This is a genomic window from Veillonella sp. T14073-2 (genome assembly GCF_002959875.1).
In the GTDB taxonomy this organism is placed as follows: Bacteria; Bacillota; Negativicutes; order Veillonellales; family Veillonellaceae; genus Veillonella; species Veillonella infantium.
On record NZ_PPDC01000004.1, the window covers coordinates 70,442 to 96,369 of the forward strand.

General features: G+C 38.4%; 21 protein-coding genes and 1 tRNA gene. 16 read left to right on the top strand and 6 right to left on the bottom strand.

Annotated features, from left to right (window positions below; genetic code table 11):
- The first annotated feature begins 106 nt into the window (after window positions 1-106).
- On the top strand, window positions 107-700 hold the full coding sequence (locus VCHSUH04_RS02820; RefSeq protein WP_105085256.1) for a DNA glycosylase: 594 nt from the start codon (window positions 107-109) through the stop codon (window positions 698-700).
- A 282-nt stretch (window positions 701-982) separates the two neighbouring features.
- The gene (locus VCHSUH04_RS02825) at window positions 983-2,233 is read left to right on the top strand and encodes an MFS transporter (RefSeq protein WP_105085257.1); all 1,251 of its coding nucleotides are present in this window, start codon (window positions 983-985) and stop codon (window positions 2,231-2,233) included.
- 186 nt (window positions 2,234-2,419) lie between these two features.
- Here the strand turns inward: VCHSUH04_RS02825 and pepT are convergent, their stop codons facing one another.
- Entirely contained in the window at window positions 2,420-3,643 is a 1,224-nt protein-coding gene (gene pepT, locus VCHSUH04_RS02830) for a peptidase T (protein WP_105085258.1), read from the bottom strand.
- 244 nt (window positions 3,644-3,887) lie between these two features.
- On the opposite strand from pepT, the gene VCHSUH04_RS02835 reads away from it, so the two are divergent.
- From VCHSUH04_RS02835 to mmuM, 3 genes are all read left to right on the top strand, one after another.
- Window positions 3,888-5,825 (top strand): OPT family oligopeptide transporter, encoded by a 1,938-nt coding sequence (locus VCHSUH04_RS02835; protein WP_105085259.1) that lies wholly within the window; start codon window positions 3,888-3,890, stop codon window positions 5,823-5,825.
- Between the two features lie 369 nt (window positions 5,826-6,194).
- Window positions 6,195-6,980: a basic amino acid ABC transporter substrate-binding protein gene (locus VCHSUH04_RS02840; protein ID WP_105085260.1), complete on the top strand. Its 786-nt coding sequence runs from the start codon at window positions 6,195-6,197 to the stop codon at window positions 6,978-6,980.
- 77 nt (window positions 6,981-7,057) lie between these two features.
- Complete coding sequence (mmuM, locus tag VCHSUH04_RS02845) at window positions 7,058-8,083, top strand: homocysteine S-methyltransferase (RefSeq protein WP_105085261.1); 1,026 nt, start codon at window positions 7,058-7,060, stop codon at window positions 8,081-8,083.
- Window positions 8,084-8,278: 195 nt separating this feature from the next.
- Here the strand turns inward: mmuM and VCHSUH04_RS02850 are convergent.
- From VCHSUH04_RS02850 to VCHSUH04_RS02860, 3 genes are all read right to left on the bottom strand, one after another.
- Window positions 8,279-8,369: transfer RNA gene (locus tag VCHSUH04_RS02850), tRNA-Ser, on the bottom strand.
- A gap of 94 nt (window positions 8,370-8,463) precedes the next feature.
- Complete coding sequence (locus VCHSUH04_RS02855; RefSeq protein ID WP_105085262.1) at window positions 8,464-9,936, bottom strand: glycosyltransferase family 39 protein; 1,473 nt, start codon at window positions 9,934-9,936, stop codon at window positions 8,464-8,466.
- Window positions 9,937-9,968: 32 nt separating this feature from the next.
- Window positions 9,969-10,598: a phosphatase PAP2 family protein gene (locus VCHSUH04_RS02860; protein ID WP_105085263.1), complete on the bottom strand. Its 630-nt coding sequence runs from the start codon at window positions 10,596-10,598 to the stop codon at window positions 9,969-9,971.
- A 160-nt stretch (window positions 10,599-10,758) separates the two neighbouring features.
- Here VCHSUH04_RS02860 and VCHSUH04_RS02865 point away from each other — a divergent pair, with 160 nt between their 5' ends.
- Complete coding sequence (locus VCHSUH04_RS02865; RefSeq protein ID WP_105085264.1) at window positions 10,759-12,258, top strand: HAMP domain-containing sensor histidine kinase; 1,500 nt, start codon at window positions 10,759-10,761, stop codon at window positions 12,256-12,258.
- Window positions 12,255-12,980, top strand: a complete 726-nt coding sequence (locus tag VCHSUH04_RS02870) for a response regulator transcription factor (protein WP_105085265.1) — start codon at window positions 12,255-12,257, stop codon at window positions 12,978-12,980. Before VCHSUH04_RS02865 ends, VCHSUH04_RS02870 begins: the two co-directional genes overlap by 4 nt.
- 60 nt (window positions 12,981-13,040) lie before the next feature.
- Here VCHSUH04_RS02870 and VCHSUH04_RS02875 read toward each other — a convergent pair whose 3' ends face one another.
- Together VCHSUH04_RS02875 and VCHSUH04_RS02880 are read right to left on the bottom strand one after the other, a co-directional pair.
- Window positions 13,041-14,276, bottom strand: coding sequence for an FprA family A-type flavoprotein (locus VCHSUH04_RS02875; RefSeq protein ID WP_105085266.1), 1,236 nt, complete (start codon window positions 14,274-14,276; stop codon window positions 13,041-13,043).
- 162 nt (window positions 14,277-14,438) lie between these two features.
- Complete coding sequence (locus VCHSUH04_RS02880; RefSeq protein ID WP_105085267.1) at window positions 14,439-18,179, bottom strand: phosphoribosylformylglycinamidine synthase; 3,741 nt, start codon at window positions 18,177-18,179, stop codon at window positions 14,439-14,441.
- 269 nt (window positions 18,180-18,448) lie between these two features.
- Here VCHSUH04_RS02880 and VCHSUH04_RS02885 point away from each other — a divergent pair, with 269 nt between their 5' ends.
- The 9 genes from VCHSUH04_RS02885 (at window position 18,449) to purN (ending at window position 25,908) form a co-directional block, all read left to right on the top strand.
- A complete protein-coding gene (locus VCHSUH04_RS02885; RefSeq protein ID WP_105085268.1) occupies window positions 18,449-19,354 on the top strand; it encodes a LysR family transcriptional regulator in 906 nt (301 codons plus the stop codon).
- A 247-nt stretch (window positions 19,355-19,601) separates the two neighbouring features.
- Window positions 19,602-20,177, top strand: a complete 576-nt coding sequence (locus tag VCHSUH04_RS02890; RefSeq protein ID WP_105085269.1) for a xanthine phosphoribosyltransferase — start codon at window positions 19,602-19,604, stop codon at window positions 20,175-20,177.
- 26 nt (window positions 20,178-20,203) lie between these two features.
- Complete coding sequence (locus VCHSUH04_RS02895; RefSeq protein ID WP_105085270.1) at window positions 20,204-20,650, top strand: hypothetical protein; 447 nt, start codon at window positions 20,204-20,206, stop codon at window positions 20,648-20,650.
- Window positions 20,651-20,661: 11 nt separating this feature from the next.
- Window positions 20,662-21,102 carry a hypothetical protein gene (locus VCHSUH04_RS02900; protein WP_105085271.1) on the top strand — a complete coding sequence of 147 codons (441 nt, stop codon included), beginning with the start codon at window positions 20,662-20,664 and terminating at the stop codon, window positions 21,100-21,102.
- A 433-nt stretch (window positions 21,103-21,535) separates the two neighbouring features.
- Window positions 21,536-22,027, top strand: coding sequence for a 5-(carboxyamino)imidazole ribonucleotide mutase (purE, locus tag VCHSUH04_RS02905; RefSeq protein ID WP_105085272.1), 492 nt, complete (start codon window positions 21,536-21,538; stop codon window positions 22,025-22,027).
- A 66-nt stretch (window positions 22,028-22,093) separates the two neighbouring features.
- The gene (gene purC / locus VCHSUH04_RS02910) at window positions 22,094-22,822 is read left to right on the top strand and encodes a phosphoribosylaminoimidazolesuccinocarboxamide synthase (protein WP_105085273.1); all 729 of its coding nucleotides are present in this window, start codon (window positions 22,094-22,096) and stop codon (window positions 22,820-22,822) included.
- Window positions 22,823-22,831: 9 nt separating this feature from the next.
- Window positions 22,832-24,250 carry an amidophosphoribosyltransferase gene (gene purF, locus VCHSUH04_RS02915; RefSeq protein WP_105085274.1) on the top strand — a complete coding sequence of 473 codons (1,419 nt, stop codon included), beginning with the start codon at window positions 22,832-22,834 and terminating at the stop codon, window positions 24,248-24,250.
- The gene (gene purM, locus VCHSUH04_RS02920) at window positions 24,237-25,298 is read left to right on the top strand and encodes a phosphoribosylformylglycinamidine cyclo-ligase (protein ID WP_105085275.1); all 1,062 of its coding nucleotides are present in this window, start codon (window positions 24,237-24,239) and stop codon (window positions 25,296-25,298) included. Before purF ends, purM begins: the two co-directional genes overlap by 14 nt.
- A complete protein-coding gene (purN, locus tag VCHSUH04_RS02925; protein ID WP_105085276.1) occupies window positions 25,291-25,908 on the top strand; it encodes a phosphoribosylglycinamide formyltransferase in 618 nt (205 codons plus the stop codon). The genes purM and purN overlap by 8 nt, the downstream gene beginning before the upstream one ends.
- Window positions 25,909-25,928: the final 20 nt, after the last annotated feature.

Here is a 25,928-nt window from a genome sequence, read left to right on the forward strand (position 1 = left end):
TTTTAATATCTCACGTAGTATGTTATTGAACTTGAATGTGTGACATAGTTCATATATTGTGTTGAAAGTTGAGTCCATACTAGATTGTGAAAGGAGTTGATGCTCTGTGGCAGAAACAATTGAAACGAGACCATTTCCGCCATTCTTACCAAAGAATACGACGGTAATGATGATGGGAACATTCCCACCAACTTCCGAAAAGCGATCTATGGAATTTCATTATCCTAACTTTCAAAATGATATGTGGCGCGTGTATGGCTTAGTATTCTTTGACGATAAGGAACACTTTAGAAAAGGTGAGGAAAAAGCCTTTGATGCGGATAAGATCAAAGCGTTCTTATCTGAAGCGGGGATTGCTTCTTGTCCTACTGTTTTGAAAGCTATACGCGAAAAGGGCAATGCATCGGATGCATTTCTTAAGGTCGTTGAACCTGTACCGCTTGCAGAGGTATTGGACCGAATTCCACACTGTAAACATATTGGTACCACAGGTGGTAAGGCCACAGAAATTTTGTTAAGCCTTTTGCCAGAAAAGGTTAAACTACCTAAAACAGGGGAGACAATTCCCTTTGTGTTTAACGGTCGTGAATTGACGTTAACACGATTGCCATCTACATCTCGTGCATATCCATTAAGCCTTGACAAAAAGGCTGAAGCCTATAAAAATTTCTTTAAGGCTTGTGGATTACAAACGAAATAATCTTGATAAGTAAACTAATTTAATATGTATAAATAACACCTTTGTTGTTATATTGTATTTTTAATGATGCCATATAAACAGTCAAAGGTGTTTTTATTATTAAAAATTAATGTAAATAAAAATAACGACAATAACTATATTATAATTGGTTATATATATCCTGTTATAAATAAAAGTAATGAGGTGTATAACATTTTAATTCTTGATTTTTATAGTGAGAGGTTTATAATTAACCGTTGTTGCAAATGGTTGACAATAGTTTAAGAAAATGGAGTTGATATTATGGATAAGGCTAAAGAGGCCTTATGGACAAGAGCCTTTGTCCTTGATACTTTGATTAATTTCCTAGTATTTTTGATTTATTATTTATTAATCGTTATTATTGCGGTAGTAGCAAAGGATAATCTTCATGCCACAGCAAGTCAAGCTGGATTGGCTGTTGGTATTTATATTATTGGTACTGTTGTTGCTCGTTTGTTAGCAGGACGGTTTATTAGTATTTTAGGCTGTCGTAAGATGTTGTACTTAGGTTTATTGATTTACTTAGTTTCAACAGCTATGTACTTCTATACACCTAATTTATTGATGCTCTACAGTGTTCGTTTCATAAATGGTTTTGCTTACGGTATTACATCTACAGCTACAAGTACAATCATAGCCGCTATTATTCCAATGTCACGTCGTGGTGAAGGGATTAACTACTATGGTTTGTCTACATCTCTTGCCGCTGCAGTAGGTCCGTTTTTAGGTATTTTGATGCTTCATAGCCTTGGCTATGACTTTATCATCGCCTTCTGTGTTGCTCTTATCATCCTTTGTGGTATCAGTTCCGTTATCATGAAATTTAATGAACCTAAGCTCGATATTGATTCTGAAGAACATAAAGGCATTAAAATTTCCGATTATATCGAACCACGTATGAATTCTATTAGTCTTGTTTCTATACTAGTAGGTTTTGCATACTCTGGTGTTATTGGTTTTATGGCAGCTTATACAAAAGATTTAAACCTTATCTTAGCAGGTACATTCTTCTTCGTTGTATATGCTGTAGTTATTACGATAACAAGACCATTACTTGGTATTGTATTTGATATGAAAGGGGAAAACTTCGTTCTTTATCCTTGCTTCATATCTTTAGCGCTTGGTATTTTCTTATTGTCCATCGCTCACTCTACATGGCTTATACTCTTATCTGCTGTGTTTGTTGGTCTTGGCTACGGTACATTTATGTCAAACGGTCAAGCAGTAACTGTTAAAATCGTTCCTGTTCACCGCATTGGTGTTGCCACATCTACATATTTCATTGCCTTAGATATGGGCCTAGGTTTTGGTCCATACATTTTAGGTGCTATTAAAGAGGTAGTCGGTTATACAAGTATGTTCCATGTTACTGTTGTAGTAGCACTTCTTGCATTCGTTGCTTATTATTTCCTCTATGGCCGTTATGTAGGTACTGAAAAAGATCTTTCTTTGAAAGCTCGCGCTGAAGAAGAACAAATCAGAAATCGTAAACGTAATGGAAAATTAGCATAATATTAGCTATATTTCTTACAAGCACATAACGTATAAAAAGGACTATACGAGATATCTCGTATAGTCCTTATTTATTGTTCAGGTATCTTAGTATTCCATTGTAGTCTATACTACTAGTTTAGTATTTAAATATCCTTCAAACGCCATCTAGTAGTATAGGTGCATGAGAACTTACATTGTAACCTATTATTTCTCAATATTAACGATGTTTACGATAATTTCTACGGCTTTTTTCATGTCATCGATACATGCGAATTCATGACGGCCGTGTAGGTTTTCTACGCCAGTGAAGATATTAGGGGTAGGGATGCCCATGAAGGAGATTTTAGAACCATCTGTACCGCCTCGGATAGGGTCGCAAATAGGAGTAATACCTGCTTTTTCCATAGCTGCTTTAGCTACGTTGACACATTCCATGTTGTCTTTGATGATATCGTACATATTGTAATATTGATCTTTTACAGATACTTCACATACTTCGCGGCCATAGATTTCGTTTAATGTTTGACCAGCTTGTAAGAAGAATGCTTTTTTCGCTTCGAACAATTCTTTGTCATGGTCGCGTATGATATAGTTCATTTTACCAGTATCCACTTGAGTTTCCATGCTCATGAGCATAAAGAAACCTTGGCGACCGCATGTGTGTTCTGGAACAGCAGCACCTGGTAATAGCGCATCGAATTGCATTGCTAATTTAGCACAGTTAATCATAATGCCTTTCGCAGTGCCTGTATGAACAGATACACCTTTTAATGTAACTGTACCGCCAGCAGCATTAAATGTTTCGTATTCAAGTTGGCCAAGGCTTTCACCATCAATAGTATAAGCAAAATCAACAGGAAACTGTTTTACATCAAAGTGATCTGCACCGGTACCGATTTCTTCATCTGGGCCAAAGGCACACATGATTTTACCGTGCTTGATTTCTGGATGAGCTACGAGGTAGGCGAGGGCTTCCATGATTTCGCAGATGCCAGCTTTGTCGTCACCGCCTAGTAGTGTAAGACCATCGGTTACTACCAAGGATTTACCAATATAGTTCTTTAAATTAGGAAAATCTGCACGACGTGTATAGATTTGATGTTCTTCGTTGAGGCAAATATCGCCGCCATCATAGTTTTCTACAATGCGAGGTTTAATATTTTCTGCGTTGTAATCAGCTGTATCCATATGAGCGATAAAGCCAATAGCAGGTGCTTTTTCATCTGTATTAGCATTTAATGTGCCGATAACAAAACCATTTTCACGGTTGTAAATAACTTCATCTAAACCGATTGCTTTTAAATCAGGAACGAGCACATTAGTAGCAAAGTCTACTTGAGTTTGAGTACTTGGAATGGTTGTACTTTCCTCGTTAGACCGTGTATTTATGCTTGTATAGCGTACAAAACGTTCGACCATTGATTCCATAATGAGCCTCCTCGTAAGTAAACATACGTGTTATACATATTGGTATAAATACTGTATATAATAAAGGTTCTTAATATACTTTCATTGTAGAACAGTGGGGATGAAAATGCAAAATAAATATTTATGGAAGGTGTGATATTTTATTCGCATAATGCATAGAAAACCATTGAACCATATATAGTGCCGTGTTAGTATAAAGGTGAATAGTTATACGTTTGTACATTTTCTGTGAGGAGGTTTTACCATGTCGGACGAAACTCGTTCTATTCCGCCCGTAGAACCCGTATTAGATCCTAAGAAGGATTACGTAGAGATTAACTCATATGTAGTATTCTGGGGCCTATTCTATGCGGCAATTTTCACACTGGCTGTAGGGTATTTATGTTTGAAAATTGGTCAAACAGTAGATGCCTTTGCTCCAGTATCTGTACTTGCTATGGGTACAGCAGTTATTTTGAAACGGCAAAATGCTTTTGCCGAAACGGTTCACATTCAGGCTATCGCTAGTTCTAGTACGAACACATTAGCTGGTGCCATGTTCTTCTTACCAGCTCTATACATTTGGAATGTTACAGATGTAACCTTTGTACAAATGGCGATTCCTATTATCCTTGGTGGCGTACTTGGTGTTCTATTATGCGTTATGTTCCGTCGCTACTTTGTTGAGGAAATGCACTATGTGTATCCGTTCCCAAGCGGTCGTGCTGCTGCTGAAGTGCTAATGAGTAATGAAGGTAGCAAAGCGAAACTCATGCTTGGTTCTGGTCTTATCGCTCTTGTATATGACTTTATTCTTAACAGCCTCGGTTGGTGGGAAGAGGTTATCCGTACTACCGCATTTAAATGGGGCACTGCTTTGGCAGATCAAACTAAGTTAAATGCTGCTGTAGATACAGATGCTGCATTGCTTGGCCTTGGTTACTTTACAGGCTTACGGTATGCAGCTATTATCGCAGCTGGTTCCTTCTTCTCTTGGTTCGTATGTATTCCAATCGTATACTATTTAGCTCCGGAACACATCATGCAAATCAATGGGCATGCAGTTCCACTTGCAGAAGCTCCTATTCGTAAAGTATTCTTAGACTATGTTCGCCATATTGGTATCGGTATGCTTGCTATGGCAGGTATCATCGGATTGCTCAATATGTCTAAGGTAGTAGCTAGTGTTGTAAAAAATGCAGTACTTGATATTTTCAGTTCCAAAACTGTTGATGTTAACTTGCTTCGTACACAACGTGATGTTCCTACATCTTGGATTGGCGCTGGCATCTTATTATGTACAGTTCTATTTGCAGCATATTTCCACTTTATGTATGCTGAAAGCTTCTCCCAAACAATCGTAGCATTCTTAATCGTTCTAATTATGTCCTTCTTATTATCTGTAGTAGGTATCAGCTCCATTGCTTATACAGGTACAGAACCAGTATCTGGTATGACAATCTTCATGATTATCATCTCCGCTGTATGCTTAACAGCTGCAGGTATGACTGGTAAAGTAGGTATGATTGCAGTCCTCATGATGGCATCCTTCATCGGTACAACCATCGGTATGGCTGGTAACTTCATGTCTGAACTCAAAGTAGCGCACATGACAGGTGCGACACCTAAGAAAATGGAACAATGGCAAATCGTTGGTACCATTCTTTGTGCCGTACTTTCTGTAGGCGTTATGATCCTCTTGAACGATGCATATGGCTTCGTAGGAGACCATGCATTAAATGCTCCACAAGCTAATGCTATGGCTGCTATCATTGAGCCAATGATGACTGGTGGTAGTGCTCAATGGCCTCTATACATGGCTGGTGCATTATTCGCTATTATCTTGTGGATGGTAAAAGTTCCACCATTGGCATTTGCACTTGGTACGTACTTGCCTATGGAAATCAACACACCATTACTTATCGGTGGTTTGATTGCATACTTCGTACAAAATAGTACAAAAGATAAAGAATTGGCAGATCTTCGCTTCTCCAAAGGTAGCACAATTGCATCTGGTCTCGTAGCTGGTGGTGCTATTGGTTCTTTATTCAGTGCCGTACTTCGTATTGCAGGTGTTGATGTATTCGCTCAAGACTGGGTTGAAACACCAGAAGCAACATACCTCAGTATCGTAATGTACTTATTACTTTGCATATTCTTGTACAAAGTAGCTATGTACGTAAAAGCTAAAAAAGCTAAATAAAGAATAAGATATACCCTTAAGAATGTGAGTATTTTGTTTGATTAAAAATTGTTAGGAATTCTCTACTCTAGGGATGACCGCCTTTACCGAGTATTATCTGTGCTTGGTGAAGGCGGTCTTTTTATTGTTAATTTTAGGCTTATTCCTGTGTCTATCAATAATTTCTTCGGTATAACTTAAAACTATATTAATATAATACCTATTAATATAGTCGGATTAATTGACCTTAACTATATCGAATGTTATCATAATACTATAATACCTCTAGAGGTATTATTTTTATTATGTTCATATAATGTAAGTATAGATATAATAGTTGATTGAAGAGAACTCCTGTTTCTAAGTAAACAGGGTTAAGTAGGGGCAATTATGAAATTTAAGAAAATTGCAGCTCTTTTGGGAGCTTTTACAATTGCTAGCAGTCTATTTATTGCGGGCTGTGGAAATACAAATAGTAGTCAAAAGGTATGGCGCGTTGGTACTGATGCGACCTATGCACCTTTTGGTTTTAAAGATAAAGATAGTGGTCAGTTAGCAGGTTTTGATATCGATATTATCAATGCCATTGCAAAAGAAGAGGGCATCGAAGCGGATATTCAAAACTTGAACTTTGATGCACTGTTGCCTGCATTGCAAAGTAATACTATCGACATTGCTATTTCAGATATGACCATTTCTGAAGAACGAGCAAAATCTGTAGATTTCAGTAAACCATACTATATTGCAGGTAATGGGCTCGTTGTTAATATAGATAACACAAATATTAATAGCTTTAAGGATCTAGAAGGCAAGCGTATCGGTGTATCTATTGGTTCTACGGGGGCTGAAATTGCTAGCAAGATTCCTAATGCTGATGTGCGCCAGTTCAATATCATCGTTGATGCCTTTTTAGAACTACAAAATAAAGGCGTCGATGTAGTTATTAACGATACGCCGGTAAACGAATATTATGTTAATGGGAAGGGGAAAGGTATTGCAAAAGTCACTGGAGAAGACTATGATGCGGCACCACTTGGTATTGCTGTGAAAAAAGGTAATACAGAGCTTCTCAATAAAATTAACGATGGCCTAGCTAAGATTAAAGCAAATGGCAAATATGCTGAGATTTATAAAAAATGGTTTGGTAAGGAGCCACCAGCAGAGGTGTTAAAATAGTTTGTAGATAGTACCCAAGCATATTATTTGATATAATACGCTTGGTAAGCCTCAAGTTGTAAGAGGTAAAGTATAGAATGGGTGATATGATGGCTAAACGAAGAGCATTTTTAGATATAATTAAACAGAAGGGCGCCCTCGTTTTAGATGGTGGGTTAGGGTCAGAATTAGAACGTTATGGCTGTGATCTTCAACATAAGTTGTGGTCTGCCAAGGTTCTTATGGATCAACCGGATATCATCAAGAAAATACATATTTCCTACCTAGCGGCTGGAGCAGACATTATTCAAAGCTCTGGCTATCAAGCAACTGTAGCAGGTTTTAAAGGATTAGGGCTTGGTACGGAAGAGGCCATAGAACTCGTTAAGCTATCTGTTCGTCTAGCAGTACAAGCTCGTAATGAGTTCGTGGAAGCCAAAGCGAGTGGGGCGCTTACACTTAGAGGTATTAAGCTGGGAGAAGAAACAGCAGATGGCGTTAAGTACTTTTCCGAAGGTGCATTACCGAAACCATTGGTAGCAGCCTCTGTAGGTCCTTATGGGGCCTTCTTGGCTGACGGATCCGAATACCGTGGATATCCTGATGTACAAACAGAATACCTTGAGGTATTCCATATCCCTCGGTTAGCATTGTTTGCGGAAGAGAATCCAGATATATTATCCTTTGAGACGATACCATCTTATGATGAGGCCATTGCTATTGCTCGAGCCATGTCTGATCCATATACATCAAGGGGGATTCCTGGCTGGATTGCCTTCTCTTGTAAGGATGAACATCATGTCTCTAGTGGGGAAACCATCATTAAATGTGCGGAAATGATCGATAAGGTTCGTCCTATAACTGGCCTTGGTATCAATTGCACCAAGCCAGAATATGTAGAGTCCCTAGTTAAGGATATTCGTACAGTTACCGATAAACCAATTGCTGTATATCCAAATCTTGGTGAAAGCTATGATAGTGAAACTAAAACTTGGTATGGTGACCCTGGATCTTTTGTTGATTACGTAGATGCATGGCGCGCGGCTGGTGCTAATATTATAGGTGGCTGCTGTAGAACAACACCTGAAATCATCGGTGATATTGCAAAGAAAATTCATAAATAAGTGAGACTATAAAAGGCTATTCGAAGTATCTTCGAATAGCCTTTTGTTATATAGAGTTAAGATATGAGACATAAGATATAAAATATAAGATATAAGATATAAGATAATATATTATTTTGAAAGTATAAAAGAGGAGATAAGTATTGCCTCTCTTTAGAGAAATAAAAAAGCAGTGCATAAGCACTGCTTTTACTATGGCGGAGAGACAGGGATTTGAACCCTGGGTACGGGATAACCGCACACATGATTTCCAATCATGCTCCTTCAGCCGCTCGGACACCTCTCCATGTATTCTGTTGTGTAACAGGTACTTGTATAGTATATTAGATAGGAGTTTAGATGTCAAGAAAATTTTTGATGGAGTATAGTATTTTCGATAGCTATTTATTGTGTTTATAGATATCTACCTCTGCATTGCTTTCAATACATGTCCATTCTGATTTATTTAGACTATTAGGAAACTGATCAGAATCTGTTAATAAATAGATGGCGGTATTGGAAGGTAATTCGTTAGCATAAGCTAAGGGCATGATTTTTTTTGCATCCCATGATAAACTCATAGGATTTATAGAATCGTCTCGGGTTGCTTCCAATTTATAAATTGTGTGATTGCTATAGTACGTAGTTGATACACGATAATCATGACGCGCACTGATAATCATTGCATTATCGGAAATAGTATTGAGGATGTATTGACTGGTAATAACAGACGATGCATGATTCATTAGTGGCATCGCTACTGTATAGGTTAATATACCATATAACATTACAGTTAATATTGCTGCTTTCCGAATGAAACGATAATGTGGTTTACATAGTATCGCTATAAGTATTGTCATAGGTGCAAGAGCTGGGAAGGTATATGTTGTATACTTAGTAGCCATACAAGTAAAAAATATAAGTACAGTTAAGGCCCATATACCTAAAAAGATGGTGAAGGGGGTTATATGATTGTGTTTATGTAAGCGCTTTCTTTGTGTATAAAGCTTATAGGATATAATAAAAGACCATGGGAATAGGGCGATGAGTGTTACAATAATGTAGTAATACCATACATTGAATTGGGGATGTTCTGACACAGTAGCACGTAACCAGTTATGGACTCCCAAAAATACATTGATGAAATCACTACCATGCATTGTATACATATAGATATACCAACTCCCACCTATGAAAGTAAGTAGTAATAAGCCTAGTGGTATTTTTAGATATAATAATTCTTTGAGATTATGTGATACAGCTAAATATATGAGGATGATGAGTCCTGGCAATAAAAATCCAATAGGACCTTTTGTTAATACTGCTAGAGCGGCCCCTATATAAGCTATATAATAGTACGTAGCATATTTTTGATGTAACATATGCTTTCGGTACCCAATATAAAAACTCATCAAGGTAATATTGATGAATAATACTAGCGTCATATCGGTAATGACAGCTTTGGAGATAATCCAGAATTCCGCACAGGTAGCATATAGAATAGCGGCGATAACAGCCGTCTTTTTTCCTCGTATCTGATGTACAAAGCTATAGAGCAATCCAATATTCACCACTCCTAATAGAGCGGAGAAAAAGCGTGCTCCGAAATTAGAAATGCCGAATAGTTTGTAACTTATGATAAGCTCTACATAATAAAAGATAGGTTTATCATACCAATAGTGGTTAAAAATCTGAGGAGAAAAATAGTTTTGATTTAATAACATTTCCTTTGCTGTTAAAGCATAATTGGACTCTACAGGATCCGTAATGGCAAGGCCCGCATTTCCTAGAAGATATAGTATTCCTGAGATTATTAGGATTATTGTTATATGAAAGTATTTAGCATGGATCCATCTACTACAAATTTGTGGCATATTTATTAGTCCTTATTAGTCTGAAAAATAAATTATTTTGTGAAACGCTTAGTTAAGGGGCGTTGAGACTCTATAATGAGAACGCTGGATCGTTTAAATATAGTGCTAAGGTGTCTTTGCATATGTTTTAAATTACTGATATATGGTGTAATTCTTTGTTTGAGTAACTTATTATATAAAAGAAATAACACATAGGTAATAATAAAACCACCGATAATATCTATAGGATAATGATGCCCTACAAATATTTTGGCAAATCCTGTAAGAAGTGTTAGGGCAATTAAAATGGAGCCTAATCTTTTATATACAGCAAATAGAGATAGAGCTATAGCGCTCATTCCCATAGCATGTGTACTTGGAAAACTTGGATCTGCACTGTGTACTAGCAAGAGATTAACTGTATGAGATACGAATGGTCGTGGCTCTACATAGAAAAAACCGATTACTTGATGTATAGCAAGCGTAATTCCTAATAGTAAGATTGTATGTATGCTATTCATAGTAAGCTCTTTATCTTTTGTATAAAGGCCAAGCCCTAATAGGGTCGCTACTAGTATAGCCATGATTGGTGCACTAAATTTTACTATATAAATCATGAATTGATCTAAAATTGGGCTTATACCTGCTAGATTATTAATGACTTGAAACAATTCGTAGTTCATAATTCCTCCTAATGTTGAGTATGGTTTTCTTAATGCATACATCATATCGGAGAAATCTTACGAAAATCTTACGACCTTATAACAATATTAGAAAGGTGTACAGATGATATAGGATAATGTTATTTTTATGCTTATAATGGAGCTATTAAAGGAGGTTTTTATGAATACATGGTTTCAAAACCTAAAGGTACAATATAAATTATTGCTCAGTAATTTATTAATGCTAGTGATACCACTTATTACACTATTCCTACTGGTTGGTGGTATTTGGAGTTTGTTGCGGTTTTCTAACCCTATAGAGCAGCGCTTTTGGATGATGTTAGCACCTAGTACGATACAATCTCAAATCCTTCAATTCGAACTAGAACAAATAAATAAAAAGTTATTATCTAAAGACACGACTGTGTTTAGCTTACGTAATAATACATCTGTTATAGAAGCGCAAGGCGTTGATGTTGTTATTATGAAAGATGATACGGTACTATATATGACACCTGACAGTGATGGTGAGCATATAGTGTCTACTTTCAAGAAAATAGGATTGATTACAGATAATGATAGTAGATACTATGAATGGGATGGTGATCGATTGACATATGTTAATCGTTATGGTGACGGTATGTTGGTCATTGGAGCGGGACACATCCCCTTTATGGCAAAATCGATGGGACATGAAACAGATGAGAAGGTACTGGTAGAGTTTCTATTTGGACTAGCTCTTGCTTTAGTAGTGGCATCGGCTGTATTTGGTGGTATTTATATTGCCAATCGCTTGTCTAAGCAAATTTTATTACCTTTACAATATCTTCAAAGGGCTGCTATAGATATTAAGAAAGGGGTTACACCTAGTCTTATTAAAGTGACCTATCATGATGAGTTAGGAGAAACTTGTGAGGCTTTTAATAATATGCAAAGATCCTTAGCCAGAGAAAAGCAATTGCGTGAAGAGTATGAAGAGAAACGGAGGCAAATGATTGCAGGCATTTGCCATGATATTGCAACACCGCTTACATCTGTTAAGGGCTATGCAAGTGGTATTTTAGATGGTGTTGCACGAACTCCAGAAAAGCAAACTCATTATGTACAAATGATATATATTATGGCTGGTAATATTGAGAAATTAGTATCTATGCTGTCTGATTTTTCAAAGCTTGAGCTTGGGCAGATTGTGTATGATTATAGACCAGTTAGTTTGAATCAAGTTATTTCTGAATATATAGAAAGACATAAAGGAGATTTTGAAGATAAAGGGATTATACTGGTAGAGTCTTATGGTGAATCTGACCAACTTGTTAGAACTGATGTAAAACAATTTGTACGAATACTGGATAATATATTTTCCAATAGTTGGAAATATAGGAGTACAGATCCACTTAAGATTAATGTTAGCACTGTCTATCAGAATCATAGGGTTCGCCTTACCATTACCGATAATGGAATAGGTGTACCAGAAGCATCATTAAATCAACTATTTGACATATTTTTCCGCACCGATGAGGCCCGTAGTGAAGTGGCTAACGGGAATGGGATAGGTCTTGCCATTGTAAAACAAATTGTAATGGATATGGATGGAGAAATTTGGGCCGAAAAGGGTTTGAATGGTTCCGGTCTATCGATTATTATGGAATTTCCAATTATGACAGAGTTGGAGGAAGCATGAAAAAAATCTTGATCATAGAAGATGATAAAGGAATTTCCGAGTTGGAAAGGGATTATTTAGAGATTGAAGGGTTTGAAGTCGAGATTGCCACTGATGGCGTGACGGGGGTAGAAAAAGCCATACAAAATGATTATAGCTGTATTATCCTAGATATAATGCTTCCTAAAAAGGATGGATTCTCCATATGTAAAGATATCCGTATGAAGAAGGAAGTACCGATTCTAATGGTTAGTGCTAAACGTGAAGATATTGATAAAATTAGAGGGTTAGGAATAGGAGCAGATGATTATTTAACCAAACCTTTTAGCCCTGTAGAACTTGTAGCACGTGTAAAATCTCACATTCAACGTTTTGAAAGAATACTAGCCTCTACTGCATCTCCTGTGAAAGTTGAAGAACCTAAGATTACAGCAGGGCACCTTGAAATTAATTTGGCATCCCGTATGGTACTACTTCATGATGAGGTTGTACCTTTAACACCAAGAGAATACGAGATTCTAGTCCTTTTAGCTACACATCCAAGCCGTGTATTTACTAAAGAAGAGATTTATGAAAGGCTGTGGGAGGCAGATTCTTTTGGTGAAACATCTACGGTTATGGTTCACGTGAATCGATTGCGTATAAAGGTGGATAAGAAATATAATGGTGAACAATATATAGATACCGTATGGGGCGTAGGGTATCGATTTCACCAATGGGACAATTATAAAATAATTAAATAGAAAAAAAGCTAGAGGCTCATAGATTTTCTTGTCTACGAGCCTCTAGCTTTTTCTATTCAATTATAATACTTCTTTAATTTCAGCTGCATCGATGGATGCTTTGATATCGTCTGCCATTTTTTCGATTTTTGGAAGATCTTCTGGTTTTAAAGAGGATTTGATATCAAGTGGTTCGGATATGATTTCAATGTCTTTGAAGTCGTTTTCAAAGTGAGCAACCATTGTTTTCATTGCAGCAGATGCCCAAGAGTGGTTACCAATGATGGATACCTTATGGTTTTGGAAGTTAAGTGCTTTTAATTCATGAATGAAGTTTTCCATAGTAAGGTATAGGTTCAAATTGTATGTAGGTGCAATTGTTACCAAGTTAGTGTATTTCCAAGCATCAGCGATAATGTAGGAAGCGTTAGTTTTGGAAACATCATAGATTTTAATATCTGTTACGCCGCGTTTAGACAATTGTTTTGCCAATTGTTGTGCAATAGCACGAGTGTTACCGTACATAGAACCGAAGGCAATAACAACACCTTTTTTACAAGCTGTGTAGCTGGACCAGTGCAAGTATTTGCGCAAGATATAATCGATAGTTTCAGGTGTACGCCAGATAGGACCATGTAGTGGAGCAATGCGTTTGATGTCAAGACCAGAAACTTTACGAATCGCATTTTGTACTTGAGGACCGTATTTACCAACTATATTTGTGTAGTAACGACGAGCTTCATCTTCGTAGGTAGCAACGTAATCAGTTTGGTCCGCAAAGATGTTACCGTTAACTGTACCAAATGTACCGAAAGCATCTGCAGAGAACAATGTGCCTGTAGATTTTTCATAAGTACAAGTTACTTCTGGCCAGTGAACCATAGGCATAGTGTAGGAAACAAGAGTATGTTTACCTAGGCAAATTTCATCGCCCTCTTTAACTGTGTAATATTGGTCAGGTTTTGGAGTATTGTAGAATTGTTCAAACATGCGGAATGTTGTAGCATTACCAACCATTTTACAGTTTGGATAGCGTTCCAATGTGTCTAACAATGTTTGGCAATGATCTGGTTCCATATGGTTTACAATGATGTAATCAAGGTCGCGACCATTCAAAAGATGAGTCAAGTTGTCAAAGTATTCTTCGCGAATTTCTGCATCAACAGAGTCTACAACACAAGTTTTTTCATCATCGATGAAATAGCTGTTATAGCTAACACCATTTGGAATAGGGAATAAGTTTTCAAAACGTTCTGTAGTCCAGTCATTACTACCAATCCAGTAGATATTATGGGTCATTTTCTGAGCACAATGCATAATAAAATCCTTTCTTAACTCACATTTGTTATGTATAGGTTTACACGAATTCTCATGTTCGTAAATATATCATCAACTTATAATACTAATATTTTCGAAAAAAATCAATATTGAAAAGCCTACCCCAAGGAGTAGGCTTTCACCTGAAAGAATAGTCATAAATTATTTAAAGTATTTTACACCAGATGTAAAGATTGGCATCTCTAATTGACCAGGAATATTTTTGCTAATTCCTGTGCCACAGCGTTCGGAGTGTGCCATTTTACCAAATACGCGACCATCAGGACTATAAATACCTTCAATAGCAGCTGCAGATTGGTTAGGGTTGAAGCGGCTATCCATAGATGCAATACCATCAAAGTCTACATATTGTGTAGCAATTTGACCAGTTTTATTGAATTCCAATACTTGTTGAGGGGATGCGATGAAGCGACCTTCACCGTGAGAGATAGGTACAGTGTAGATTTCGCCTGCTTTAGCATCGCTCATCCAAGGAGATTTTGTAGAAATAACTTTAGTGTTAACCATACGAGACAAGTGACGACCAATGGTGTTGTACGTCAAAGTAGAATGGTCAGCAGTTAAGGTTTCAATATGACCACCTGGCAACAAGCCTAATTTGATAAGTGCTTGGAATCCGTTACAAATACCAAGTACAAGGCCATCTTGTTTGTACAAGAGATTTTCTAGGCCTTCAGCAAGGTATGGATTACGGAAGAGGGTAGCCATAAATTTACCAGAACCATCTGGTTCGTCGCCAGCACTGAAACCACCAGGGAACATAAGAATTTGAGATTCTGCTAATTTAGCTTTGATTACGTCGATAGATTCTTTTAATTGTTCTGGTGTTTGGTTTCGAATTACTACAATATCTGTTTCGGCCCCAGCTCGTTCGAAGGCACGAGCCGCATCAAATTCGCAGTTTGTACCAGGGAATACGGGAATGAGAACTTTAGGTTTGGCACCTAAGGATGTACTGCGAGGTTTAGCGTGTTGATCATGGATGTACGCTACTGCTTCTCCAGAGCCATTTGGAGCATGCATAGGGAATATATCGTTGAGTGGAGCTTCATAAGTTGCTTGGATCTCCTTGAGTGATACGGATTGATCCGCCCATTCAATAACTGGATTTGCTTGTGTTACACCGATTACTTTTAAACCTGGTAGCTCTAAGAGATAGTTAACAGCTTTAATATCTACCTCTACGATAAATGCACCAAGAGCAGGTTGGAAAATACCTCGTTCAGCATATTTATCGAATTTAACACCGATGTTGTTGCCAAGAGCCATTTTTGTGACAGCTTCAGGAATACCACCTTGTTCAACTACATAAGCAGAGTAAACACGACCTTTTTCAATTTGTTCTTGCAAGGTATCGCAATTTTCTTTGAAACGATCCCAATCTGGAGTGTCATCGTACATGCGAGGTACATCGAAGAATACGAGGCGATGGTCTACGCCTTTAAGATCTTGGCTCACAATGTTATCTACATGAGCTGTGCCAACCGCAAAGGATACGAGCGTAGGAGGAACTGTAAGGTCCATAAATGTACCGCTCATAGAGTCTTTGCCACCAATAGCGCCAATTTCAAGTTCTTTTTGTGCTTTATAAGCGCCGAGAAGGGCTGCTACAGGTTTACCCCAGGATTCCTTAGAGTTGAGGCGTTCAAAGTACTCTTGTAATGTTAAGTATGCATCTTCACGGCGACCGCCAAGAGCTACTAACTTAGCAACAGATAATAGTACAGCATATTGGGCGCCATGGTATGGGCTCCAAGCAGATAATTCTGGTACAAAGCCGTGAGTCATGATGCTAGCAGTAGTAGTTTCACCGTTTAGAACCGGTAACTTTGCTACCATACCTTGAGTCGGTGTTTTCTGGAATTTGCCACCAAATGGCATGAGCACAGTATTAGCACCCACAGTGCTGTCAAAGCGTTCTGCTAAGCCCTGTTGGGACGCTGTATTTAAATCAGATACGGCTGCGAGCCATTTTTCTTTAAAGTTATCTGCACTAGAAGAACCACGTAAGAAGTAAGATCGATCCGCTGGAGCTGTTACTATAGCTTCTTGCTGTTGGCTTGCACCATTTGTATTTAAGAAGTCGCGGCTAATATCTACAATTGTTTCGCCATTCCAGTTCATGATTAGACGATTTGTATCAGTTACATCAGCTACAACTGTACATTCTAAGTTTTCTTCGTCGCAATATGCTTTAAATGCATTTACATCGGTAGCGGAGATAACGCAAGCCATGCGCTCTTGAGATTCAGAGATTGCTAGCTCTGTGCCATCAAGGCCAGCGTATTTTTTAGGCACTAAATCAAGGTTAATAGTTACGCCATCTGTTAATTCACCGATAGCAACGGATACACCGCCAGCACCGAAGTCATTACAACGTTTGATAAGGGTAGTTACTTCACCGCGACGGAAGAGGCGTTGAATTTTGCGTTCTGTAAGGGCGTTGCCTTTTTGTACCTCGGCACCGCATGTGGATAGAGATTCTACGGTATGTTCTTTAGAGGAGCCAGTAGCACCACCACAGCCATCGCGACCAGTTTTACCACCAAGTAATACTACAACATCGCCTGGAACTGGTACTTCGCGGCGTACTTGATTACGTGGAGCTGCACCGATAACAGCGCCAATTTCCATGCGTTTTGCTACGTAGCCAGGATGGTAATATTCTTTTACTTCACCTGTAGCAAGACCGATTTGATTGCCGTAAGATGAATAGCCACGAGCTGCTTCTTGAGTGATTTTCTTCTGTGGTAATTTACCTTCTAATGTATCTTCAAGACTCGTATGTGGATCACCAGAGCCAGTGATGCGCATTGCTTGGTATACATAGGCGCGGCCGCTCAATGGGTCGCGGATACAACCGCCTAAGCAGGTAGCGGCACCGCCGAATGGTTCGATTTCAGTAGGGTGGTTATGGGTTTCATTTTTGAATAATAACAACCATTCTTCAGTCTTTCCGTCTACATCGACAGGAACGATGATAGTACATGCATTGATTTCATCGGATTCATCGAGATTTGTTAAACCACCAGCATGGCGCAATTCTTTTACGGCTAGTGTAGCCATGTCCATGAGGGAACGAGCTTTTTTCTTAGTTGTATAGAGCTCAGCACGACCTTCCATGTATTCTTCGAGGGCTTCTTCAATAGGTCCTGTGAAGCGACTCGCTTCGATAGAGATATCCGTTAACTCTGTCATAAATGTGGTATGACGGCAGTGGTCGGACCAATATGTATCGAAGAGGCGAATTTCTGTAATCGTAGGATCCCGGTGTTCTACCTCTGCATATTGTTGTCTAATTATTTGAAGGTCCGCTAATGTCATAGCAAGACCATAGTTTTTGATAAGTCCTTCTAACTCAGCATCGCTCATTGTCGTAAAGCCATCGATAATTGCCACTGGTTTTGGGTCCTCTAAATTGAGAGCCAAAGTGTTAGGTAATTCAAGGCTTGCTTCACGGGAATCAACAGGGTTAATGTAGTATGCTTTGATGGCATTTTCTTGTTCTTTTGTGAAAGTACCTTCGATAGCAAATACACGGGCACAGTGAACAATATGGCCAGAAGTAAGGGTTAGCATAGAAATACATTGCTCAGCACTATCGGCGCGTTGATCGTATTGACCTGGTACATATTCAACAGCGAATACGAAACCTTGTACAGCTGGAATTTCTTCTAATACTGTATCCACAGGAGGTTCGGAGAAAATTAAATTTTTGGCAGATTCTAAATCCTTGGCATCTAAATTTTCAATATCATATCGTTCATAAATGGTAACACCTGTAACAGGCATAGATAATTCCTGTTGTAAGGTCTGTAACATGCGTTGTGCTTCTTGGTTGAAAGATTCTCGTTTTGTTACGAATAATCGTTGTATAGCCATTGTAGCCTCCTGTAATGTATATAATTCCCTAGGGGGATATTGACAAATTAAGTATAGTCGGTCTAGACTTATAAGTAAAGATAATCTTACTTATGAAAAGATTAGAAATACTAATAAATATGAAAGGTTCATGAAGGTCATAGGACCTGGATTTCATGAAGATTTCTACATATTCATTATATATTGAGAGTTCATCGTTATAATATAATAAATGAAATGTATAGTTAAAAGTAAGACGTTACTATTAGTATATAACAGAGGTGAATAAAATGGCAGTATCTGCAGATTTATATAGAACCTTTTTAGGGGTAGGCTTATATTTATCCTTTTCTCGTGCCGCAAAAGAACTAGGTGTGTCTCAATCCGCCATCAGTCAAAGCATTAAACAATTAGAAGGGGAACTGAATATGCCTCTTTTCGTGCGTACTACAAAATCTGTAGGATTCACGCCAGAAGGTAAAGAATTGTTTGATACGGTAGCTAAAGCGTTCTCCATCCTTGATAATGGGGTGACTCAATTACAAGAACGTGTTGGCCAAGCTTATGAAAGTTTAAACCTTGCTGCTACAGATACATTATGTCGCCATTTCTTATTACCATATTTCCATAAATGGCAATTGCAAGAAAGTGAAATCGGATTGCATATCATTAATCGTCCATCCCCTAATTGCGTAGAGTTGGTACTCAATAAAGAGGCTCAGTTAGCGGTGGTTAATGATTATGAAGGCTTGCGTGATAATCCTCAATTAGAGGTCACTACATTGGCTACAATTCAAGATGTATTTGTTGGTGGCCCTGACTATAAAGGGGCAGGGTTCTTTGATCAAGGTCGCTTACTTAACGAGCCTATCTTATTATTACATAAGGGCTCTGCGAGCCGTACCTTCTTTGATGAAGTAACACATGGCGCATGCCGTAAACCTCGCTTTGAACTTGGTAGCGTCGATGTATTGCTCGATCTTGTAGAAATTAATATGGGAATTTCCATGTTGCCTAACCATGTAGTGCAACAAAAGATGCAAGAAGGCTCCATCGTGCGTATCGATACAGATATTCCTGTGCCGACCCGTGATATTGTACTTGTCCGTTCTCGTTTGGTACCTCAGTCTGAAGGGGCTGCGCGCTTCACATCCTTGCTTATTAATCGTGAAAGCACTCGTGATAAGGTCTTATAATTATAAGGCACACTTTTTGGGAAGTTTCAGAAAGTGTGTCTTTTTATATTTTAGACTAGTCTTATCTGTGCTATATTATATTGTTATAAACCTGTTGAATTTTATAATTCAGAGTTGAAAGTTTTTAAGTCTCTTTGATGGTTATTGTATTAGTCATATTGTTAAGGCTTTTACTTGATATAGGTTGACCCTAAGGGGTTATTTACGTTAAAATTTAAAGATAGTTATACTGCGGAGGTAAGAGCACATGGAATTATTAAAACAACGCATTCGTGAAGAGGGGATTGTCCTCAATAATCGCGTGCTAAAAGTCGATGGTTTTTTAAATCATCAAATCGATCCACAATTGTTTAAAGCAATCGGTAAAGAAATTGCTGATCGTTACCGTGATGCAGGGGTACAACGTATTGTTACTATTGAGGCATCTGGCATTGCATTGGCATTGATGGCTGCGCTTGAACTTGATGTGCCATTAGTATTTGCGCGTAAGAAAAAATCTATTCTTATGGTAGACGATGTATATCATAGTGTGGTGTACTCCTACACAAAAGAAGAAAACTACGATATTACTATTTCTAAAAAATTCTTGCCAGCTGGTGAAAAAGTGTTAATCATCGATGACTTCTTGGCATCTGGTGAGGCGGCTATGGGCCTTGCTAAATTGGTAGAAGACGCAGGTGATGAAGTGGTAGGTATGGCTATTGCAATCGAAAAATCCTTCCAACCTGGTCGCGAACGCCTTGAACATGCAGGTTATCGTGTAGAGTCTTTAGTTCGTATTAAAGAATTTAAAGACAATGGTTGTGTATTTATCGAAGACTAATAGTCTGATTATTTGTAGAGGGAATTATGAATCAAAAAGCAGAAAAATTCGACTTACTCGTTGCTGACCTAAACAAAGGTGGTAACTCTTGGTTTACAAAGGAAGAAATGACAGATGATCTTCATACAGTCGTTTATCACGGCCGTTTGGATGTTCATGAGCATAGCTTGCCTGTATTCATCGTTGTGGATGATTCTGCATTCTCCTATGCTCGTATAGCTATCACAACAACATCTATTGATGAAAAAGTGATTCCTGCTGTGTTAAAAGAACTTAACACATTAAATCAAGATTATAAAGTATCTAAATACTATGTAAGCAATGAAGACAATAACATCTATATGGATGTATCTGTTCCTGGTTTGACAGAACAGTTTGATCCTACAGTAGTAGTTAATTTATTGCTTGAAGTTGTTCAACCACACTTAGATGCTGTACATAAAGGCATTCTTAAAGTAGCTGGTTTAGCTTAATAGAGGTTGTTATGAATCCTAAAGCGTTATTATTTGATAAGTTTTTAAAAGACGAAGAAATCACATCCTTTGAACGTAAGGATTTTGATGATGAAGATGGTACGGTTGTATACCGTTCCTATATTAAATCTCCATTGTGGGATATGCCGTTATTTGTCATTCTTGATAACAGTATTTACAGTGTTATTCGTTTGGTGTTGGGCCCTGAAAAGGTAACTGCACAAAATATGAATGCCTTGAATGCTTTGGTTAACCGTGACAATGCGACATACAAAAACTATAAACTATATATTGATGAACAAGATTCTAGTCTGTATTTAGACTGCGTATATATGTGTGGTGATGATGCGTTCGAACCTGCATTGATGTACGCATTGATGTCTTCTATTGTAGATTATGTTCCTGAAGCTGTAGGTGAGTTGAAAGCTGCTTTTGAAAGTGGTACTCACTAATTAATAACAAATATAGATTAACTGGCATAATGTTCGGAGATTAAATGAAAGAGGGTATTCTATCTTTATAGATAGAATACCCTCTTTTATTTTTGCAGAAAAAATATATATAGTGTGAAATAGCTCGTTTATTGCATGGATATTTTTGTACAAATTGAGAGGATATTTGTAATCAACCAATTTGAATAAAGTCGATTTAATTAAAATTAATACTTTCAAATAGTTCGGAATATAACGAACAATAAAAATAATTAATTATATAACATTCGAAAATTGTGTTGATTTTGTAAATATTAGGTGTTACAATTTGTGTACAAGAAGGAGGTAGCACCGTGAACTATGCAAATCAACAAACTCAAAGCAAGTCTACGGAGGCTATTTGTGCGCATTTGACCCAGTCTGTTTCGGCTGGGCTTTTTTATTAGGAGGATCTATGAAGGTCGGTATTATTATGGGCAGCAAGTCTGACCTAGACACAATGAAAAAGGCATCTGCCGTACTTGATGAATTTAACATCCCTTATGAAATGGTTATCGCTTCTGCACATCGTACGCCGGAGGCTGTAAAGGATTTTGTTACACGTCTTGAAGATGAAGGGGCTATCGCTTTTATCGCTGGTGCTGGTGCAGCGGCCCACTTACCAGGTGTAGTGGCTAGCTTCACTATATTGCCTGTTATCGGTATTCCTCTTAACGCAACAGCTTTAAAAGGTATCGATTCCTTGCTTGCTATCGTTCAAATGCCATCTGGCATGCCTGTAGCAACTATGGCTGTAGATGGTGCTAAAAATGCAGCACTTTTTGCAGTACAAATTGGAGCAGCTTTCAACAAAGAATTGAAAGACCGATATGTACAGTATCGCAAAGATATGGCTGAAAAAGTATTAGCGGACAATGCTGAATTACAAGGTGCCATTAAACTATAATCGTTTGAAGCGTTTACATCATCATTTATACATCTTTGAATAGATAAGAGTAAAAGGAGACACATCATGGCTAACATCGACTTGGAAACATTAACATTATTGTACGAAGGTAAAGCAAAACAAGTATATCAAACAGATAACAAAGACGAGTACATTGTTCATTACAAAGATGATGCTACTGCATTTAACGGCGAGAAACATGATACCATCCTTGGTAAAGGCGTATTGAATAATAAAATCTCTTCCTTCTTCTTTGAATTATTGAAAAAAGAAGGCGTTCCAACTCATTTCGTTCGTCGCGAAGATGATCGTAATCAAACAGTACTTACATTGAATATCATTCCTTTAGAAGTTATCGTTCGTAACATTGCAGCTGGTTCTATGGCTAAACGCTTTGGTATTGAAGAAGGTACTCCTCTTAAACATCCAATCCTTGAATTCTGCTACAAAAATGATGAATTAGGTGACCCATTTGCCAACGAATCCCAAATCACAGCACTTGGCTGGGCTACGCAAGAACAACTTGATGTAATCTCTACTATCACGTTAAAAGTAAACGATATTTTGAAAAAATTCTTGGCTACTAAAAATGTAACTCTTGTAGATTTTAAATTAGAATTTGGTACACATAATGGTGAAGTATTATTAGGCGATGAAATTTCTCCTGATACATGCCGTTTCTGGGATGCTACAACAGGTGAAAAACTCGACAAAGACCGTTTCCGTCGAGATCTTGGTAATATCGAAGAAGCGTACAAAGAAATGTTATTCCGTCTTACTGGCGAACGCGCCTAAGGGGGCACAATGAACTACGATCCTGTTTTTGATAAATGGCATGAAGAGTGTGGTGTATTCGGTGTCTATGATAGAACCGTTGATGTAGCACGCTATGTATATTGGGGACTCTTTGCGCTCCAACACCGTGGTCAAGAAAGCGCGGGCATTGCCGTTACCGATGGTCATGATGTAGAACTAAAAAAAGGTATGGGCTTGTTGACTGAGGCTATCAAGGAATTACCATCTTTGCCTAGCCATATGGGTACTGGCCATGTGCGGTACTCCACAACAGGGTCCAATAATCCACGCAATATTCAACCTTTAGTCATTCATTATCAAGGTGGTCAAATCGCAGTGGCCCATAACGGTAATTTAACGAATGCTTTAGCCATTCGCAAACGCCTTGAAGCAGATGGGTCTATTTTTCAAACGACTATGGATTCCGAGGTCATTGTAAATCTCATTGCCCGTTCTAAAGCTGAGACACAAGAGGAACGCATTGCTGATGCAGCCCGTCAAATTGAAGGGGCTTTTTCTCTCGTTATTACTACGAACGACTCCTTGGTAGGTGTGCGTGATCCCCAAGGCTTTAGACCTCTTTGTTTAGGTAAAACGGCTAATGGCTATGTCCTTTCTAGTGAAAGCTGTGCCTTAGATGCTATAAAAGCCGAGTTTATTCGTCACATCGATCCAGGCGAAATGGTAATTATCGATGACTCTGGTGTGCGTAGCACCATGTATGCGGAACCAGAAAAAATCGACAAAAAGCTTTGCGTCTTTGAATATATTTATTTTGCCCGTGGCGATAGCCATATTGATGGTCAATCAGTTTACCAATCTCGTCTGAATATGGGCCGAGAATTATATAACGAAACAAAGTATGATGCAGATATTGTTATGTCTATTCCTGATTCTGGCACAACTGCTGCATTAGGATATGCTCGTGCATCGGGTATCCCTTTTGCAGAAGGTCTTGTTAAAAACCGTTATAGTGGTCGTACCTTTATCAAACCAAACCAAGAGGAACGGGAATTGGCAGTTCGCATGAAGCTAAATGCATTGCCTCATGTGGTAAGTGGGAAACGGATCGTCCTCATTGACGATTCTATCGTACGTGGTACTACAAGTGGCATCATTGTTAAGATGCTGAAAGAAGCAGGCGCTAAAGAGGTTTACATGTGCGTTAGCTCTCCAACAATTGAGTATTCCTGCCACTACGGTATTGATACATCGGTGCGTAAAGAGCTTATAGCGTCTACTCATACAGTAGATGAAATTAAAGATTATATTCATGCTGATAAATTACATTACTTGTCTCGTGAAGGTTTATGCCGTGCTATAGCCAATGTAGCACCCGATGATTTGTGCTTTGCCTGCTTTAACGGGGATTATAGCGTAGCGGTTCCTGCGGAACAAGAGGAAGGGGTCAAATATGTGCTCGAATAAAACTAGTTTAACCTATCGTGATGCAGGTGTTGATATTGATGCAGGTAATCGCGCAGTAGAATTGATGAAAGAATCCGTAAAACGCACCTATACACCTGGTGTTGTAGGTGATTTAGGTGGTTTTGGGGGACTCTACTCTTTAGCTGGTCATACTATGTCGGACCCTATGCTCGTATCTGGTACAGATGGGGTAGGCACTAAATTGCGTCTCGCTATCATGATGGATAAACATGATACGATTGGTCAAGACTGCGTAGCCATGAGTGTTAACGATATTCTTGTGCAAGGGGCAACGCCTCTATTTTTTCTAGACTATATTGCAGTAGGCAAGTTGGATCCTGTGAAAGTAGCAGACATCGTGCGTGGTGTAGCTGAGGCTTGTGAAGAATCTGGATGCGCTTTGTTAGGCGGTGAAACTGCTGAAATGGCAGGTTTTTATGATAATGATGACTACGATGTAGCGGGCTTTGCAGTGGGGATTGTTGATCGCCCTAAATTGATTACTGGTGAAAGTATCAAAGCTGGCGACGTAATTTTAGGTCTACCATCGTCTGGTGTACATTCTAATGGCTTCTCCTTGGTTCGTAAAATTGTATTCGACCATAAACAGTTATCTATCGATACAAAAATTCCAGAGTTTGGTAAAACTTTAGGCGAAGAATTATTGACGCCTACTCGTTTATATCCTAAAGCCGTATTGCCATTGATTGAACAACAGCTTGTAAAAGGCATGGTTCATATTACCGGCGGTGGCTTCTATGAAAATATTCCACGCGTATTGCCAAAAGGCGTTACTGCAGAGGTAGATGTCACTACATGGCCACGACTTCCTGTATTTACAAAACTACAAGAATGGGGCAATGTTGCCTGGCCTGAAATGTATCGCACGTTCAATATGGGCATTGGTATGATACTCATCGTTGATCAAAAGGATGTGGAAACGGTTAAAGAGAACCTTGCTAGCCGTGGTGAAGTAGTATACGAAATTGGCCGCATCGTAAGTGGTGATGGTCCTGTTGTCCTTAAAGGGGCTGAGTTCGATGCATAATTCTAAAAAGCGGTTAGCCCTCTTTGCCAGTGGTCGTGGTTCTAATGGGGAAGCTCTGTATAAGGCCATGCAAGAAGGCTATATTAATGGTGAATTTGTTGTAATCATTACAGATCACGGCAATGCAGGAATTGTGGAACGTTCCAAATCTTGGAATATTCCGCTTATTGTTATCGACCGTAGCAACTATGATTCTAAAGCTAGCTTTGAACAAGCTCAATTGGATGCCTTAGAACCTTATAAGATAGATGGTATTGTGTTAGCTGGCTATATGCGCATAGTAGGGTCTAAGCTCATTGAGCGGTATGAGCATAAAATCTTAAATATCCATCCTGCATTATTACCATCCTTTCCGGGGCTTCATGGTCATCAACAAGCCATCGACGGAGGTGTAAAAATTACGGGGTGTACGGTACACTTTGTTGATGCGGGAATGGATACGGGCCCAATCATTATGCAGAATACGGTTCCTGTATTACCCGATGATACAGAGGATACCTTGAGTGATAGATTGTTGCCTATCGAACATAAAACGTATAAAGAGGCGTTACGGCTATTTTGTGAAGACAAACTTACCATAAAAGGTAGAGTCGTTTATATTGAAGATTGATAAAAAAGCAAAGGGAGAGG